Raw genomic sequence first — 16,646 nt, forward strand, 5'->3', positions numbered from 1 at the left:
ATGATTAAAATTCAAGATTGTAAACTAGTTTTAAAAAGTATGATCGACCGTAAAAAAGTTGAACATTTCCGCCACCCGTTCCGGTATGACCTTGCCCGATGTAGGCATCGTCATCGATTGAAGTTACATCCAAGATATTTCTTGCTCCGATTGTGACTTCAAAACGGTCATCGTAAAAGCCTTTTCGGATAGAGGCGTCCAACATATTGAAATCGTCTCTTTTGGCCAGAGTGAAATAGGTGTTTTCTTGCGTACTGTTTTCGTAATCCACAATGAACTGAGATGATTTTCCTGTGTATTTGTAATAAATTGAAAAAGTCGTCGCCCAATTGGGTATCTGATAATTCAATGAAGCATTTCCCTGAAAATGATAACGATATTCATCTTCTGTTTTTTGATCAGTCGAATAAGTTTGACTACTCAAAGTCTGGGATTCTCCAAATAAAGAAGCGCCCAAACCTAAACTTAAACGGTTCCAGGTAAAACGATGATCCGTAGAAACGCCCCAAGTTTTGTATTTGTCGATGTTCATAAATTTGTAATTCGCACCGCCAAAATTCACCAAATCAATTTTATCATCGACATCCAAATAAAGTGTAGTGACGTTATTCTCCATTCTGAAATTTCCAAATCGGCTTCTGTTGTTCCACTGAATGGAAGTCGAATAACCGTTTTCCGGCGTTAAGTTCTCATCACCCAAAATATTGTGGTTACTGTCCACCTGATAGGTGTATAATTCAGTAAAATCCGGATAGCGATTCGCTGTTCCGATGACCGCTCGTATGGAAGAATGATTGGTCAGATCATATTTGGAACTTAAGGAATAACTAAACTGAGGCTTGAATTTATTACTGAAGCTCGCTCTGAATCCCGGACGTAATGAAAGTCCTGAATTTGTGTGAATCTCCGCTGAAACAAATCCGGCATACGACCCGATTTCTTTGTCCAAATTCTCATCAAAAACGAAAGAGTCTGCAAAAGCATTGGCAAAACCTTTGTTGAAATCCAATTCATATCCCAACTGGTAATCCAGATCTTTTCGGTTGGTGAAATTGGTAAAAGTTCCTCTGGAATAGTAGGCTTTGGTGGACAAATAAATGTTTTCGTCTTTTCTCAAAGTTTCCGTTCTTGCCGGAATATCATATTCATAATCCTGGAATTTTCTCTCTTGGGTTTGGTAAGAGAAATCGCCGTTGTACTTAATTTGATTAAATAATTTGGCATTCAAATTCAAATGATGCGTCCATCTTTGGGTGAAATAATCCCGATCAGAAGCAAAGAAAGTTCTTTCTCCGCCCGGAAAAACACGGGATTTTACAATCGAATCATATTTGTTGATTTCTTCCGATAAATAACTCAACTTATAAAACGCACTGAAGTTTCCTTTTTTGAAATGGAGTGAACCATAGGTGTTCCATTGTTCTTTGGGAAGCCATTCATATCCCCGATTATTGTCCTGCTCAAAATATTTTTTTCCTTTTTTAACGCCCCAAAAACCTTGAAAATCATTTCGGTTGACACCGGCATTAATGTACCAGTTGTTTGAGATTTTTTTGCTTACATCCAGCGCTTGTATATGTCGGCCCTTTCCTTTTCCCACGCCACCATCTTCGTACCAGTCATATTCTTTTCCTACGGTTTCTTCCTGAACCATAAAATTGATTTTCCAATCAGATTTTGCAGTCTTTTTGGTGATAATGTTGATAATCCCCGCCAAAGCATTGTTTCCATAATCCACACCCATCGCGCCTTTCACGATTTCAATTCGTTCGACATTGTCCAAATTAATTTTGGTCAAATCTATATTATTACCAAATCCCGAATCCGAAACCAAAGGAATATTATCTACCAAAACTTTCACATAACTTCCATTCAGTCCCATCATTGTAATTTGGGAATCTCCGGAACCGCTACTTGGATTTATCTGAATGTTGAGGTTTTGGTTCAGAACGTCAGCAATAGTGTTTCCTGCCTGATTTTTTATATCTTCGGAACTAATTACTTCCACCTGATAAATGGATTTGTCCACAGATTGTGCAGAGAACTGCCCCGTAATTACTACATCTTCAAGTCCGACAATTTCAGTCGAATCAACAGGCTCATTTTGTTGAGCATAAGCAAATTGCGAGCAAATTAAAATTACTAAGCAACTACCCCAGATTTTCTTCATAAATATGATTTTTGTTAGAAACCGGGGCAAAACTACTAATTTATTTAGACTAAATCCAAATAAAAATTATATTTGCACCGTGATAAAAATCAAGTATTAATCAAAAAATTAAATGATGAAAAAAAGTATATTTTCTTTGTTTTTTGCTTTTATAGCAATTTTTGCTTCTGCACAATGTGAAGCCGTAAATGAAATAAACGAAAACTTCGACACTTGGTCAGAAATTGATCCATGTTGGAAAACAGTAAGTAATGGAGGGATGGTTTACGCAGAAGAAAACGTGACCTTCTATAGCTTTATGAGTCCAAACATCAGTATGTTCCTGATTTCTCCTGAAATTGTAAATGGTGATTACGTATTGACTTTCGACGCAGGGACTTTTTCACTTGCAGGTGAGCAACCAGAAGGTGTTACAGTTGAGGTAGGAACATTGACTTCAAATGAAGATACTTCTTCTTATGTAGCGGTAAGCGAAGCAGTTGCACTGGATAATGATTTTCAAACAATTGAGATTCCGGTAAGCTTTTCAGGTGAAGCTAAATATATTGCAATGAAAATTTCTACAGTAGCACCTCATAGCGCAGCGGGAATTGACAATTTTACTTTGCAAGCTGCTGTAGCAGGTGTTAATGACATTCAGACTGCAAAAGTTCAGGCTTATCCAAATCCGGTTGTAAACCAGTTAAATCTGAATTCAGACCAAAACATTCAGGAAGTGAAAATCTTCAGCACAACAGGTCAATTGATTCAGAATGTGAAATTGAACGGAAAAAATACTAATGTAAATGTGTCTGGTTTGAAATCGGGCGTTTATGTGGTTCAGGTTATCACTGAAAAAGGTGTGGAAACCTTGAAAGTTGTGAAAAAATAAATTTCTATTGAAATAATTCAAAACAGAAACCGTCTCATTTGAGGCGGTTTTTTATGAACTAAACTTAAAAATTAGCCATAAAAAAAGCAGAAAGTCAAACTTTCTGCTTTTAAAGTGCGGGCGGGGAGACTCGAACTCCCACACCTCGCGGCACCAGATCCTAAGTCTGGCGTGTCTACCAATTCCACCACGCCCGCAAAAGGACTGCAAATATACACTAAAATCTTTTTTTACAAATTTTATTTCGCGAATTTTTTGCTTCTACCAAATTCCAGTACTTTTGTACAAAACGAATTTGAAATGGAAATAAGCGGAAGAATTAAGAAAATTTTTGAAGAACAGACCTTTAACAGTGGGTTTCGCAAGAAGGAAATGGTAATTACAACACAAGAACAATATCCCCAAGATATTTTGATCGAATTTACCCAGGACAAAATCGATTTGTTGAATCCTTTGTCAATAGGTGATGAAGTGAAAATTTCAATCAACATCAGAGGAAGAGAATGGATCAACCCGGAAGGAGTAGCGAAATATTTCAACAGTATTTCCGGATGGAGAATTGAAAAAGTCGGCGGAGATGCTCCTTCCCTGAATCAATATGCAGAACTGCCTCCGGTAACAAATGATTATTCTGATTCAAAAGAACCGGACGATCTGCCTTTCTAAATGGATATTTTCCGGCAATTAGAAAATCACCACAGCAAAGAAAATTCGCTTGAAATCATAAATTTCATCGGAAAAGATGAAAAAAGATTTGAGGAATTGATGAATTGCTTTTTTATGGAAACAAAAGACTATCGTGTGCCGCAAAGAGCGGCACACACTGTTTCTATGAGTTTTGACAAACATCCGGAACTCATCACTCCTTACATCAATCAGCTGATTGAACATTTATACAAAACCGATTTAAGAAGTTCTTTGAAGCGAAATATTCTTCGTATTTTACAATTCTGTGAAATTCCGGAAGAAGAAAGAGGCGGTGTTTATGACCGTGTTTTTGGACTTCTGATGAATCCAGCGGAAGATATTGCGGTGCGTGCTTTTGCGGCAACTGTTTTGTACAATATCACCGAATATTACCCGGAACTAAAACCCGAACTGAAATCCGCAGTTGAATTTGTTTTGGAAGAACCCGGATGCTCGCCCGGGGTACGTTCAAGAGGTAAAAAAGTTTGGACTAATTTGCAAAAAGATTTGTCGGAAATCGAGAAAATCAGCGAAAAGAATTAATTTTTATAAATTGCAGGGATTTACTACTTTAACATCGCCTTCCGGGTTTTGGCATTGACTTTGTAAATCAAGAAATTATGTAAATCAAAGCGTATGAAAAATTTAAAATTGATAATCTTGCTGTTTACCATCGGACTTTGCGGTTTTGCTTTTTCACAGGATTTTCATGCTTCCACAACCAAAGTAGAATTTGAAAACGGAACCTTGAAGCTGACTGCCAAATTTTTTACATCCGATCTGGAAACGGCAGTAGGCGCAAGTGTAAATTCCAAAGACAGTTTTGACAACAAAGCCCGGGCTTATGCCAATTCAAACCTTGTGGTGCGTGTAAACGGAACTGTGGTATCGCTGACTTATGTCGGCTCACAAACCAACGATAAATCTACAAGATTGTATCTGAAAGCGGATAATATAAAGGACATCAAGGAAATAGAAATTAAAAACTCCATGTTAATTAGTTCTTTTTCCGACCAGCAAAATCTGGTGACTTTTGATGTAAATGGTGTACGGAAAAGTTTCACAGCCAAGAAAGGCAACGAAACCGGAAAAGTAATTTTTTAAGAATTTATAATTATTCAAATAATTTAGTCTCACCAATGTGTGGGACTTTTTTATGCCTTGATGAATTCGATTTTGGATAAATCCTTCCAAAAATTCGGATAAGATTTCTCTACTACTTCGGGGTTTTCAATTTCAATATCCCGAATCAAAGCCAATGGCGCAAAACTCAGAGCCATACGGTGGTCGCTGTAAGTTTTGATTTTTGGAGTTTCAATTGTTTCGGAAAAACGCATTATTTCCAAAGAATCATTCGTTACCGAAGTTTCGGCTCCCAACTTTTGGAGTTCGTTTTGGAGAGCATTTAAACGGTCGGTTTCTTTTACTTTTAAGGTTTCCAAACCAGTTAGTTTGCATTTGATTTTTAGTCCTGCACAGGTTGCAGCAATGGTTTGGGCGATGTCGGGCGTGGTGTTCAAATCCAGTTCGATTAAATCAAAATCGGGATGATTTTTTTTGGAAAGAATTATTTTATTTCCTTCGAATTTAGTTTCAACCCCGAAATATTTCCGGTAAATGTTTCGGACTTCCGCATCACCTTGCAAACTGTCTTCAAAGAAAGAACTCAGTTTGAGTTCAGCCTGATTGGACAAAGCCGCAACCGAATAAAAATAGGAAGCCGAACTCCAGTCGGATTCGATGATCCATTCCTGTTTTGGTATTTCTGAAACAGGCGGAACTTCAATTATATTTTGGTTTCTTTTTGTATCAATTCCGGATTTTCTGAGCATAGAAAGGCTCATTTCCAAATAAGGAAGTGAGGTGATTTTCCCGTTAAGCTGGATTTTCAACCCGTTTGGGAGTTTGGGCGCAATCAACATCAAAGCAGTGATAAACTGACTGCTGACGTCGGCATTTAGTTCGACAAAATTATTTTCTAATTTTCGTCCAGCTATTCTCAAGGGTGGAAATCCTTCTTTTTCCAGATAATTAATTTCGGCTCCCAGTGAACGCAATGCTTCGACCAAAATACCGATCGGACGTTGTTTCATTCTTTCCGAACCTGTCAGGATAGTTTCTTTGCCGTCCTGAATTGAAAAATAAGCAGTTAGAAACCGCATAGCGGTCCCGGCGTGGTGAATGTCTATTTCGGAAGAATGATTGTTCAAAGCTTTTTGCAGAAGTTGTGTATCTTCTGAATTGGAAAGGTTTTGCATTTGAATCGGATTCTCAAACAAGGAATTCAGCACCAAAAGCCGATTGCTCTCGCTTTTTGAACCGCCGATGGAAATTTCACCTGAAACATTCGGACTGACTTTGTTTAGAAATATAGATTTACCCATCAGTTTTCTTGCGGTTATTTCAGCTTTTCATTGTTTTGATGACGGTCATGATCGCGTTCCGTTTTGATATTTAGTTTTTTATAAAATGCCGAATCCAAATCCACACCTGTTTGATTGGCAAGGCAAAGCACTACAAAAAGCACATCGGCCAATTCTTCGCCCAAATCTTTTTGTTTATCGGACTCTTTTTCAGACTGTTCCCCATAGCGACGGGCAATAATCCGTGCAACTTCCCCTACTTCTTCTGTGAGTTGCGCCATATTGGTCAGTTCATTGAAATAGCGAACGCCATGGTTCTGAATCCAGTCGTCAACGTCTTTTTGTAGTACTTTGATGTTCATTTTTTATAGTTTTACGAAAACAATATCCTGATTTTCTGCATTGATTTGTTTGTTTTCAAAGTCTTTCATCAGCTTATAATAATTGGCCGGTAAAAAACTATAAGCAATTTCATAAAGAGAGGTCAGAAGGATATGCCCGTCTTTTTCTTCAATCTTGTAAACATACCCGGCTACGTTTCCATCTACCACAAACTGTTTTTCTGTCGGGAGCGATTCCACTTTGTATCCTTCAGGAATTTTAATTTTAATGATTTTACTTTTGGATATTGCGGTTCCAAATTCCAAAGGATAGTTTCTTGTATCGTGTTTAAAAGAATTCTCTTTCAGTTGTGTAAAGAGTAACGGATTGATAATCATTTTATTGCCTACGATATCTGCTGCCTGAACATCTGAAAATTTAAAGCTGTAGCGAAGGGAACTTTTATCCTTACTCTCATCGATTTTGAAGTTTTCTATATCAAAAGTATAGTTGTCCAGATAAGATTCTTCAAAACCTTTTGGGTCTTCAAGCTGGCTCATTCTATCGGTCATGGCAAAGTACTGATCTTTGGTGTCGGCATAAGTACCAGATATTTTTCCGTCAGGCGATAGGGAAATATTCAACAATTCTTTTGTAGTACTAAGTGAACTATTTGTCAGTTGAATTTCTTGGACATTTCCGTTGCTCAGAATTCGGAATCCACGGTGATTGAGGTCGCGAAGCGGAAGCATATTGATATTACTGTATTTTTCAGTTGCATCCATCAGGTACAGTCCATTATTTATTTCCACACAGGCAATCACAAAATCAAGACTGGTAACAGAGGGGAAAGTGTAATTCACCATCAGGTTTTGTACCGTACTCAAAGCTACGGGATCTGCATTTAGCCCGGCTTTTTGTAACATTGAAACCAGCATGAGGTTGATGTCGGCCGCATTTCCGGTTTTATCTTTAAATGTAGTCCGAATTCCTGAATCAGTTGTAAATGAATAAAAATTATTCCAGGTGTAATTGGATTTTACATATTGGAAAATCGCCTGCATTTTTTCAGCGGGAGTTGACATAGCCGAAGTGATGTTATTCACAGTTTCATCCAGAAATGCGTTTCCTTTCAATTGTCCACCAAACTTACTATCATTCATTAAATCTTTTCCAATCTGTGCCCAGGTTGTCGCATAATTTTCTGAAATAAATCCGGGATGTTCAAATTTCATAAGTTCATATCGAACCGATGATTTCAGGTTGTTTGGATTAAAGACAAATGGTTCTTTACGTAATGGTTTTACGTTTTCAAAAATATGTTCGGTATGTAAATTGTCAAAATTCCAGCCATGGGCTTTCTTTGTACTAGTGTTTACACGTCCCCGGAGTTCACCTCGCTCATCAGTGCTGTACACAAAAAATTCGGGTCTTTGAAAAGTATATTCACTTCTCAGAACCGGTATTTCCTGTTGGAAATACCATCTGCCGATGTCGCGTGTATATGGAGAAGTTACCGTGTATTTGTATTCCAACACCGATCCATTCTGCACAGCGGGAAAAGCAAATTTTTCAGTTTCCCAATATTTGTTTTTTCTTTCTTTGAAAATATCTGAATTTCTTACTTTGGTTTCGACAATTTTACCATTATCAAGATTATACGTTGAACCGCGAAAGTTCAGAAGTTTTTCCCGTGTCGAATTCGGTGCATACATTGCTACTTCCTGTTGTAAAAATTTATTGGCTAAATTGTCCTTATCATAAACCTTGATACGTCCTTCCACTTCTTTTGTAAGATAAAATTTTCCGTCAACCTCAGAAATCTCAAGTTTCATATAGGCTTTTTCATAAAGAATTTCGCCGGCAGCTTCCGGATCAATGCTACTTTCTTCTTTTGATAATTCTTCTTTGCTGACTTTCCCATAACGATAATCTTGCGCTGAAGCCGCAGTGATTATCAATAAAAACAATAGTGTAAATTTGGTTTTCATGTGTTTGTATTAAATTTTTTCAAGTAATATTTTAGTATTGTCTAATGACGAAATTTTTCGTACAAATTCAACATAATCATTGAATTTCTCTTTTGGATAAGTACCGTCTTTAACCATCAGTCTTCGACTTATTTTAAGCATTCCTGCTTCTTTTTCTTCCACTGCCAAAAGGTAAGTCCCGAAATCGTCGGCAAATATAATTGGCTGAAATTTTTCACTCATTTTATAACCTTTCGGTAATTTCAGTTCAAATTCTGTTTCATCGGTATACCCGTATCTGATTTCAAAAGGAAATCTGCGTTTATTGTCTTTCTTTAATGTCGAAGCTGTACGTTCAAAAGGAACAACATTCACGGCCATACTTTCACCAAAAACTTTTGCGAATTGAGTTGATTCCAATTGTGCTTGCGTAGTGAAAACCGCATTGTCACGGTCATTTTCAAAATTATACTCAATTAGATTCAGATTGGGCATTCGCGAAAAAAGTTTATTCATTTTCAATTTTTGATCTTTGGCAGAATCAAAAAATATATCATAGACCCAGTCATATTGTAAACCGGAATCCTGAATTGTGAATTGCGCATTCAGATTTCCGTTGGCCAGAATTTCTCCTTTTCCTTTTACGATTTCTTTGTTTTCACTTGGTGAAAATTCCTGAGTTGTCACGATTTTTCCACCCTCGGGAGTAACAGAAAGCGCATAACGACCGTCGGTAAATTGTCCCAAATAATTAAAAGCCGTCTGCTGACTTGTGCATTCCAGCCAGAGGGTTTCATCTTCCAGCGGAACATTGATAATCATATGATTTCCCTGAAGCGAAGCGAAATCTTTGTCCATGTCCATTTTTCGGCTTCTTTCGCCATAAACAACGGTATGAAATGCATCAATCCCGATGACCTTCAACAAACTGATCATATAATTGGAAAGCGCTTTGCAGTCACCATAGCTTTTACTGCTCACATAGGAAGCAGGGAAAGGTTCCCATCCACCAATGCCGATGGCAACATTTACATAACGCGTTTTGGACTGCATATATTGGTACAGAATTCTGACTTTTTCCACCGGATCGGAAATGCCATCCACCAACTGAAGCACTGTTTTTTTATCTTGTTCCGATAAATCCTGCTTATCAGAGAGAAGATTTTTGTAATACCATTTCCCGAATTCATCCCAGTTTTCGAACTTTCCCTTTACGCCGGCCAGTTGAAATTCATTTGGTGTGAAAGCTACTCTGGGTGTAAGATCACGAAGCGGCGGACTCAGGACTTCATCTTTCACCGCAGGAATATTATGTGCGGAATAAGTCAGTGTGTTTCCGCTTTCCGATTTTTTAACTTCACAGAAATCAAATCCCGATTCTTTCTTGCGAACAGTGATTCCGGAATGATTGACCAATGTTAAAGAAGAATTCTCAACCGAAACATCATATCCGCCCAAAGGTCTCCAGCCCGGAAGGGAAATGGTGTTGGAAGAATTGATCTCAACTTTGTAATAAATCGTAAACGGATAAGAAGTCGGTGTAAAATCATAATACTGAATGCGGTCATCTATGTAAAGTGAAAAACCATCATAAGCACTTACATCTTTTAAATCTTTTGATCTTAATTTTCGGATTTCTTTTCCGGAAGCATCGTAAATAACCGCGTCAAACTTACTGATTTTCCGATTCTTATCATAAGAAATGAAATTATAAGCATACTTCAATCCGCTTTCATTCAAAATAGTTACAGCCGTTTCTGAAGTATATTTAACTTTATTGTACTGATAAAAATCGACTTGCGTATGATCGCTTCGAACCACGGCATAGGCGTCGTCAGTCAATGTTTTGGATAGATTTGTAACGGAGTAATTTTGCGCCTGAATGAAAGAGGAGGCAAAAATAATGAGGGTCAGAAAAAGACGGATCACAACTTAAGCTTTTTGTCGGTAGTTTATTCTTTATTTTTAGAGTCCATACAGATGGTAACGGGACCGTCATTTAATAATTCAACTTTCATGTCAGCACCGAATTCTCCTGTTTGAACGGGGCTAAAGTATTTATTTTTTAATGAGATAACAAATCTTTCATACTGATTCTTTGCAAGGTCAGGTGGGGAGGATCGTATGTAAGAAGGCCGGTTTCCCTTTTTGGTGGAAGCATGCAGCGTGAATTGACTCACTACAAGAATTTCACCTTTTATATCCTGAACCGATACATTCATCACACCGTTTTCATCCGGAAATACTCTTAACTGAATAATTTTATTGATAATCCAGTCGAAATCTTCCTGCGTATCCGATTCTTCGAATCCGACCAAAACCAAAAGACCGACACCGATTTGACCTGTAATTCTTTCGTCGACTTTTACACTGGCGTGTTTTACCCTTTGAATAACAACTCTCATTTTGATTTAATTCAGAAATTTAACTCTTATTTTGGCTAACTTCCTCCATAAAGCCTAAATAATTTTCATATCGGCTCGGTGCGATTTCAGCATTTTCCACGGCTTGATTCACGGCGCATTTAGGTTCGTTGAGGTGGAGGCAATTGTCAAATTTACATTCACTTTTCAATTCGAAAATTTCCGGAAAATAATGCTGAATTTCTTCTCTTTCCATTTCCACCAGTCCAAATTCCTTGATCCCAGGCGTATCAATGCTGAAACCGCCAAACGGCCATTCGTACATTTCGGCAAAAGTTGTGGTGTGCTGACCTTTTTGATTAAAATCCGAAACTACAGAAGTTTTCAGATCTAAATTCGGATGTAAAACATTCATCAAAGTCGATTTTCCAACGCCCGAATGCCCGGCAATTAAACTTGTAATTCCTTTGAGTTCAGATTTTAATTGGTCGATGTTAAAACCGGTAAGTGCTGAAACTTCAATGGTTTCATAACCAATGTTTTCGTAGATGAATTTATAATATTTAACTTCCTCGAGCATTTCCTCGTCATAGGTATCCATTTTATTGAAGACCAGCATCACGGGAATATGGTAAGCCTCTGCCGTTACTAAAAAACGGTCGATGAATCCAAAAGAAGTTTTGGGATTGTCCAAAGTTACCACCAGAAAAGCCTTGTCGATGTTGGATGCGATGATATGCGATTTTTTGGAAAGATTGACAGAGCGGCGGATGATGTAATTCTTACGTTCGTGAATTTTCTGAATGACGGCCAGTCCGTCTTTGTCCACTTCGAAATCCACAAAATCACCGACAGCAACCGGATTTGTATGCTGAATATTGTCAAGCCGGAACTTTCCTCTGATGCGGGCTTTGAAGATTTCGCCTTCTTCATTTCGCAACAAATACCAGCTTCCTGTAGATTTGATCACACGTCCCTTCATTCAGACTGAATCGAATTTTCTTTGTTCATAATTAAATTTTGATGTTGAATGGATTCTTGGTGAATTGCCCGAATCAATTTGTCGATGAATTCCTCAGAAAGTCCAAGTTTCTCACCTTGCTTTACAGAGTTCTCGCGGATTTGTTTCCATCTTTCGGGTTGAAAAACAGCTACGTTATGTTCTTTTTTCAATTCTCCTATTTTGTTGGAAATCAACATTCGTTGGGCAATATTGTCCAAAAGACTTTGATCGTTCTCGTCGATTTCATTTCGAAGTCTCGCCAGATTCATATGGTACAAAGCATCTTCGTCATCACTTTTCCGAAGTTCAATTTTCTGAAGAATTTCCTTTAACCTTTCTGGTGTTACTTGCTGTTTGGCATCGCTCCAGGCTTCGTCAGGATTATTGTGCGTTTCGATCATCAATCCATCATACTCAAAATTATACGCTTGTTGGGAAACATCAAAAATCCCTTCGCGGTTTCCGCAAATGTGCGAAGGATCGCAAATCATAGGGATTTCCGGCATTTTGTCCATAAAATCCAAAGCGATTTGCCATTGCGGATTATTGCGGTATTTGGTTTTTTTATACGTTGAAAATCCGCGGTGAATAGCACCGAGATTTTGAATATTTTGTGCTTGAAGACGTTCGATGGCGCCCATCCACAATTCCAAATCGGGATTGACGGGATTTTTCACCAATACGACTTTTTTTGTATCACGAAGTGCTTCTGCAATTTCTTGGACTGTAAAAGGATTCACGGTGGAACGTGCGCCAATCCATAAATAATCCACGTCGTATTCCAGTGCGAGTTTCACGTGATTGGCGGTTGCTACTTCTGTCGCGATTTTAAACCCGAATTCATCTTTGACTTTTTTCAGCCAGTTCAATCCGATGGCGCCCACGCCTTCAAAACAATTGGGTTTTGTTCGTGGTTTCCAGATTCCGGCACGAAAGATCTGAACGTAATTTTTGTCGATTCGTTCGGCGATTTCCATCATTTGTTTTTCGCTTTCGGCGCTACAAGGACCAGCGATTGCCAATGGTTGGTTGAATTCTTTTATCCAGTTTTGTTTGTTGTTCATAACCTTGCAAATTTACGATTATTTTATGAGTAAGTGGGGTCTAAGATAGGTTGATAGGCAGTTGGATTTACGATTGGATCTACCGCATTTTTATACTTTCCGAGAATTTGAATTCGGGTAGTTTTAGGCCTGATTTTTTCCAATAAAATGTCTAATTCAGTTGGATGGGACAATTCCAAATCAACATGGAAAGCATATTGCCAGGGCTCATCTACAATAGGAACCGACTGAATTTTTTTCATGTTCAAATTCAAATCAGAAATTTCATTCAATACACTTGCCAAAGCTCCTCTTTCGTGGGAAGTAGAAAACTTCAGCGAAACTTTATTGAAATCACTGACGGAAACAGAATTTTTCTGTAAAATGAAGAATCGGGTGGAGTTTTTATAAATATTCTGAACATCATTCTCCAAAATTTTCAAACCATAGATTTCGGCTGACATCCGTGAGGCGATGGCGGCAACATTCTGGAATCCTTTTTCGGCGATTTCCTTTGCTGCAGAAGCGGTGTCGGCAGATTCCATCACTTTTAAATGTTTATTTCGCTCAAGAAATGTATCGCATTGAAGCAGTGCCATGGGATGTGATCGTATTTCAGTTATGGTTTTTAAATCGGAATCCGGATGCGCCATAAACTGATGGTGAATGGGAAGGTAAATTTCTCCTGAAATTTTCAAATCATATTTTGTAATCAGTCCATAATTGGGCAAAAGTGTTCCGGCGATTGAATTTTCAATTGCCATAATTCCATAGTCAGATTCCAAATTGTGAATGGATTGTGCAACCTTTGAGAAGCTGTCTAATTCCATCAAATCCATATGTTCTGATTTGAAAAATTCCGCAGCTGCCTGGTGATGATAGGATCCTAAGATACCCTGAATGGCTATTTTCATAATTATGATATAAAAAAAGTCCCGCCTTTTGAGCGGGACCTGTGAGTTATCTTTTTTTAACTTAATTCATCACATAAATTACCGCTTCTGAACTGGTGCCCAAAAGAAGTAATAAAAAAATGTATTGAATAAGCTCGTCATTTTTCGGTGATTATTACACAAAAATAAAAATTTATTGAAAACGGCCTAATAAAATTCAAAAAACATTACAAAAAAAAACCGGTTTCAAACCGGTTTGTATATAAGTGATAATTTATTCGAATTTAAGCGAGAAGAAAACTCCTCTTGATGAAAGTGATTTCAAAGAACCTGCCCATTGTGGGTTTGTGTCAGGATTGTCCTGAACTAATTCATTGTTAAACATGAAAATACCTTTTAATGAAGGTGTGAGTTTGAATTTGCTGAAATAAATTTCAACTCCCATTTCTACTTGCCAATTGAAGTTATGTGTTTTCATTCTGAACATATCCTCTTGATTGTCTTCTTCTTTTTTTTCGTTGGACTGAAGGTTAACCATATAACCCACACCTCCTTGTATATAAGGTCGCGTGTTTACCCAACGGTCGCCATGAAGTTTTAGGAGTAGAGGAATATCAATATAGGTTGATTTGACCTCACGTACACTATCGGCTTCTGTGGCGATATTTCCAAAATACAGGTTTCGTTCTGCAAAATGAACGCCCGGTTCAAGTTTCAGGTCAATGTTATCATGAAGTCTCATTCGTCCCATCAAACCAACTGAAAATCCAAGTTTGTTTTCCTGGCGCAGGTAAATCATTCCTTGCTCATTCAGACCATTATCATTTGGAAGAACTTTAAAAGACATCAAGTTTGTACCGAGGAAATATCCCCAACTAAATGATCTTTCATCGAAATCTTCTCTGTGCCATGTTTTTTCCGAATTAGGGCGAAACTGGCCAAACGAAGTGACCGCCAAAGAAAACAGGATAATTGCCAAAAAATTTTTCATCTGATATCTACGTAAATTTTTATTCGGTCAGTCCTGTCTGCAGACAGGCAGGTGTGATTTGCCATTTTTTTCAAGAAATGGCGCAATTCATACCTTTCCTTAACGAATTTTTGTGTGTTTTATTTTAAACTATTTTTTACTCTCATAAATACTTGCGATTCCAAAAGTAAGTTTTTTATCGTAAGGTTCCACAAATTTCGATTTTTTTAAGATCTTTTTCATTTCTTCTCCATAGGGAAAAGCTTGTACAGAGTCAGGTAGGTAGGTATAGGCGCTTTGGTCTTTTGATATTTTTTTTCCGATTCGTGGCAATACAGTGCGTGAATAAAAACTGTACAATTGTTTCATCGGGAAAGACTCGGGTTGAGAAAATTCAAGAATGATAAACTTTCCGTCCGGTTTCAAAACGCGGTAAATATCATTCAGTCCTTTTTCAAGGTTTTCAAAATTGCGAACACCAAAAGCCACTGTGATAACGTCAAATGAATTATCCTCAAAAGGCATATTTTCCGCATCTCCCTGAATCATTTCAATACGGTTTTGCAGATTTTGCTCTTCCACTTTTTTTCTGCCAACTTCCAACATTCCGGCTGAAAGGTCAAAACCCGTGATTTTGGCATCGGTGGATTTGGCCATCGCAATCGCAAGATCACCGGTTCCGGTAGCGATATCCAAAATGGTTGCCGGATTTTCTTTTTTGACCGATTTCACTACTTTCTTCCGCCAGCTCACATCAATTCCCATCGACAAAATACGGTTCAATAAATCGTATTTCCCCGAAATATTGTCAAACATTTGTTCAACTTGCTGTTTTTTGCTCAGATCGGAATCGGAATATGGTTTCACTGTGCTCATAAGTTTGCAAAGGTAATTAATTTGTTTTGAGTTTTAAGTTTTGAGTTAAGTGTGAAGCGTTTTTTGTTTTAATTTAATAACTCAAAACCCACAACTCCAAAACTCTTAACCCTATTCATAATTCTCAAAATAAAACTGTTTGAAATCTTCTTTTGAGAAAATCTTGGAAAGATCAGTTGCTTCTCCTTTTTTCAGGAAGAATTTCGGATAATCCTGATCCAGATTGTAATAAAAATCCTGAATGTACAAACCGTTGTGATGTGTAATATTTCCGTGGTAAATCTTCTCGTCAATGGTAATGGTCTGCGAAGTGAAAATGGAATCCCGGTTGCGGCCGGCGCCATAAGGCCTTACAAAAACATAATAATCGGCAAGTGTGGGATTAATCACTGCATTGAAACGCGTAATATTAATAATAGTATCGGTTTGTTTTCCGTTATAATTAAAGCTCAATGAATGTTCGCCGCCATCAAGCTCTACAGGGGTTATCTGTTGAGGAGCAATCGAATAGGATTTATCATCAATTTTTATTTTTATCAGTTCGTCCGTGGGATTTGTAATCAGATAACTGTCTTTTTTTTCAAGCGCCAATTCGTAAACCAGATAGCAGGCCGCAACAACGGCAAGGGTTACAAAAAGTCCGATGAGCATTGGGTTTTTCTTCATCATTTCATTTTTTAATTCATTCAGACCAAATGTCTGGTCGGCATTTTATCCGGCAAATTTACCCAATCAAAAATGAATTTGTACGAGAAATTAAACAAAGTTTTTCTACTTTCCCAAATAATTGTACATTTGCACCCGCATACATAATAATCATTTAAAACAATATTGGAATGTATTTGACAACAGAAAAAAAACAAGAAATTTTTGCAAAACACGGTAAATCTGCAACAGATACCGGTTCTGCCGAAGGCCAAATCGCCTTATTTACTTTTAGAATCAATCACTTGACAGGACACTTGAAAGTGAACAAGAAAGACTTCAACACTGAAAAAGCGTTGGTGAGATTGGTAGGTAAAAGAAAAAGTTTGCTAGATTATTTGAAAAGCAAAGACATTGAAAGATATCGTGCGATCATCGCCGAACTTGGTCTGCGTAAATAATCATTCAAAC

At 37.7% G+C, this 16,646-nt stretch carries 17 protein-coding genes and 1 tRNA gene; 5 read left to right on the forward strand and 13 right to left on the reverse strand.

From position 1 onward, the window contains the following. Window positions 1-4 precede the first annotated feature (4 nt). The gene (locus tag WBF63_RS09885) at window positions 5-2,170 is read right to left on the reverse strand and encodes a TonB-dependent receptor plug domain-containing protein (RefSeq protein ID WP_424369553.1); all 2,166 of its coding nucleotides are present in this window, start codon (window positions 2,168-2,170) and stop codon (window positions 5-7) included. A 112-nt stretch (window positions 2,171-2,282) separates the two neighbouring features. On the opposite strand from WBF63_RS09885, the gene WBF63_RS09890 reads away from it, so the two are divergent. Next, entirely contained in the window at window positions 2,283-3,041 is a 759-nt protein-coding gene (locus tag WBF63_RS09890; RefSeq protein WP_424369554.1) for a T9SS type A sorting domain-containing protein, read from the forward strand. A 115-nt stretch (window positions 3,042-3,156) separates the two neighbouring features. Here the strand turns inward: WBF63_RS09890 and WBF63_RS09895 are convergent. Continuing rightward, window positions 3,157-3,238 (reverse strand) — tRNA-Leu (locus WBF63_RS09895). 103 nt (window positions 3,239-3,341) lie between these two features. Between WBF63_RS09895 and WBF63_RS09900 the strand changes: the two genes are divergently transcribed. The 3 genes from WBF63_RS09900 (at window position 3,342) to WBF63_RS09910 (ending at window position 4,832) form a co-directional block, all read left to right on the forward strand. After that, window positions 3,342-3,707, forward strand: coding sequence for a DUF3127 domain-containing protein (locus WBF63_RS09900; RefSeq protein ID WP_424369555.1), 366 nt, complete (start codon window positions 3,342-3,344; stop codon window positions 3,705-3,707). A gap of 114 nt (window positions 3,708-3,821) precedes the next feature. Continuing rightward, window positions 3,822-4,271: a hypothetical protein gene (locus tag WBF63_RS09905; RefSeq protein ID WP_424369556.1), complete on the forward strand. Its 450-nt coding sequence runs from the start codon at window positions 3,822-3,824 to the stop codon at window positions 4,269-4,271. A gap of 93 nt (window positions 4,272-4,364) precedes the next feature. Continuing rightward, entirely contained in the window at window positions 4,365-4,832 is a 468-nt protein-coding gene (locus WBF63_RS09910; RefSeq protein ID WP_424369557.1) for a DUF6702 family protein, read from the forward strand. Between the two features lie 50 nt (window positions 4,833-4,882). Here WBF63_RS09910 and aroA read toward each other — a convergent pair whose 3' ends face one another. The 11 genes from aroA to WBF63_RS09965 all read right to left on the reverse strand — a co-directional run bounded on the left by aroA (window position 4,883) and on the right by WBF63_RS09965 (window position 16,199). After that, a complete protein-coding gene (gene aroA, locus WBF63_RS09915) occupies window positions 4,883-6,112 on the reverse strand; it encodes a 3-phosphoshikimate 1-carboxyvinyltransferase (protein WP_424369558.1) in 1,230 nt (409 codons plus the stop codon). A 14-nt stretch (window positions 6,113-6,126) separates the two neighbouring features. Next, window positions 6,127-6,453, reverse strand: coding sequence for a nucleotide pyrophosphohydrolase (locus tag WBF63_RS09920; protein ID WP_424369559.1), 327 nt, complete (start codon window positions 6,451-6,453; stop codon window positions 6,127-6,129). Window positions 6,454-6,456: 3 nt separating this feature from the next. After that, entirely contained in the window at window positions 6,457-8,403 is a 1,947-nt protein-coding gene (locus tag WBF63_RS09925; protein WP_424369560.1) for a DUF3857 domain-containing protein, read from the reverse strand. A gap of 9 nt (window positions 8,404-8,412) precedes the next feature. Then, on the reverse strand, window positions 8,413-10,311 hold the full coding sequence (locus WBF63_RS09930; protein WP_424369561.1) for a DUF3857 domain-containing protein: 1,899 nt from the start codon (window positions 10,309-10,311) through the stop codon (window positions 8,413-8,415). Between the two features lie 23 nt (window positions 10,312-10,334). Next, window positions 10,335-10,787 carry a D-aminoacyl-tRNA deacylase gene (dtd, locus tag WBF63_RS09935; protein WP_424369562.1) on the reverse strand — a complete coding sequence of 151 codons (453 nt, stop codon included), beginning with the start codon at window positions 10,785-10,787 and terminating at the stop codon, window positions 10,335-10,337. Window positions 10,788-10,806: 19 nt separating this feature from the next. Beyond that, window positions 10,807-11,727, reverse strand: a complete 921-nt coding sequence (gene rsgA, locus WBF63_RS09940; protein WP_424369563.1) for a ribosome small subunit-dependent GTPase A — start codon at window positions 11,725-11,727, stop codon at window positions 10,807-10,809. Then, entirely contained in the window at window positions 11,724-12,812 is a 1,089-nt protein-coding gene (locus WBF63_RS09945; protein ID WP_424369564.1) for a chorismate mutase, read from the reverse strand. The genes rsgA and WBF63_RS09945 overlap by 4 nt, the downstream gene beginning before the upstream one ends. A gap of 23 nt (window positions 12,813-12,835) precedes the next feature. Then, a complete protein-coding gene (locus WBF63_RS09950) occupies window positions 12,836-13,705 on the reverse strand; it encodes a prephenate dehydratase (RefSeq protein ID WP_424369565.1) in 870 nt (289 codons plus the stop codon). A 253-nt stretch (window positions 13,706-13,958) separates the two neighbouring features. Next, the gene (locus WBF63_RS09955) at window positions 13,959-14,675 is read right to left on the reverse strand and encodes a porin family protein (protein ID WP_424369566.1); all 717 of its coding nucleotides are present in this window, start codon (window positions 14,673-14,675) and stop codon (window positions 13,959-13,961) included. Window positions 14,676-14,804: 129 nt separating this feature from the next. Next, window positions 14,805-15,530 (reverse strand): bifunctional demethylmenaquinone methyltransferase/2-methoxy-6-polyprenyl-1,4-benzoquinol methylase UbiE, encoded by a 726-nt coding sequence (ubiE, locus tag WBF63_RS09960; protein ID WP_424369567.1) that lies wholly within the window; start codon window positions 15,528-15,530, stop codon window positions 14,805-14,807. 111 nt (window positions 15,531-15,641) lie between these two features. Beyond that, window positions 15,642-16,199, reverse strand: coding sequence for a hypothetical protein (locus tag WBF63_RS09965; protein ID WP_424369568.1), 558 nt, complete (start codon window positions 16,197-16,199; stop codon window positions 15,642-15,644). Between the two features lie 167 nt (window positions 16,200-16,366). Between WBF63_RS09965 and rpsO the strand changes: the two genes are divergently transcribed. Then, entirely contained in the window at window positions 16,367-16,636 is a 270-nt protein-coding gene (gene rpsO / locus WBF63_RS09970) for a 30S ribosomal protein S15 (protein ID WP_424369569.1), read from the forward strand. Window positions 16,637-16,646 lie beyond the last annotated feature (10 nt).

The sequence above is a fragment of the Moheibacter sp. genome, from assembly GCF_049672845.1.
In the GTDB taxonomy this organism is placed as follows: Bacteria; Bacteroidota; Bacteroidia; order Flavobacteriales; family Weeksellaceae; genus Moheibacter.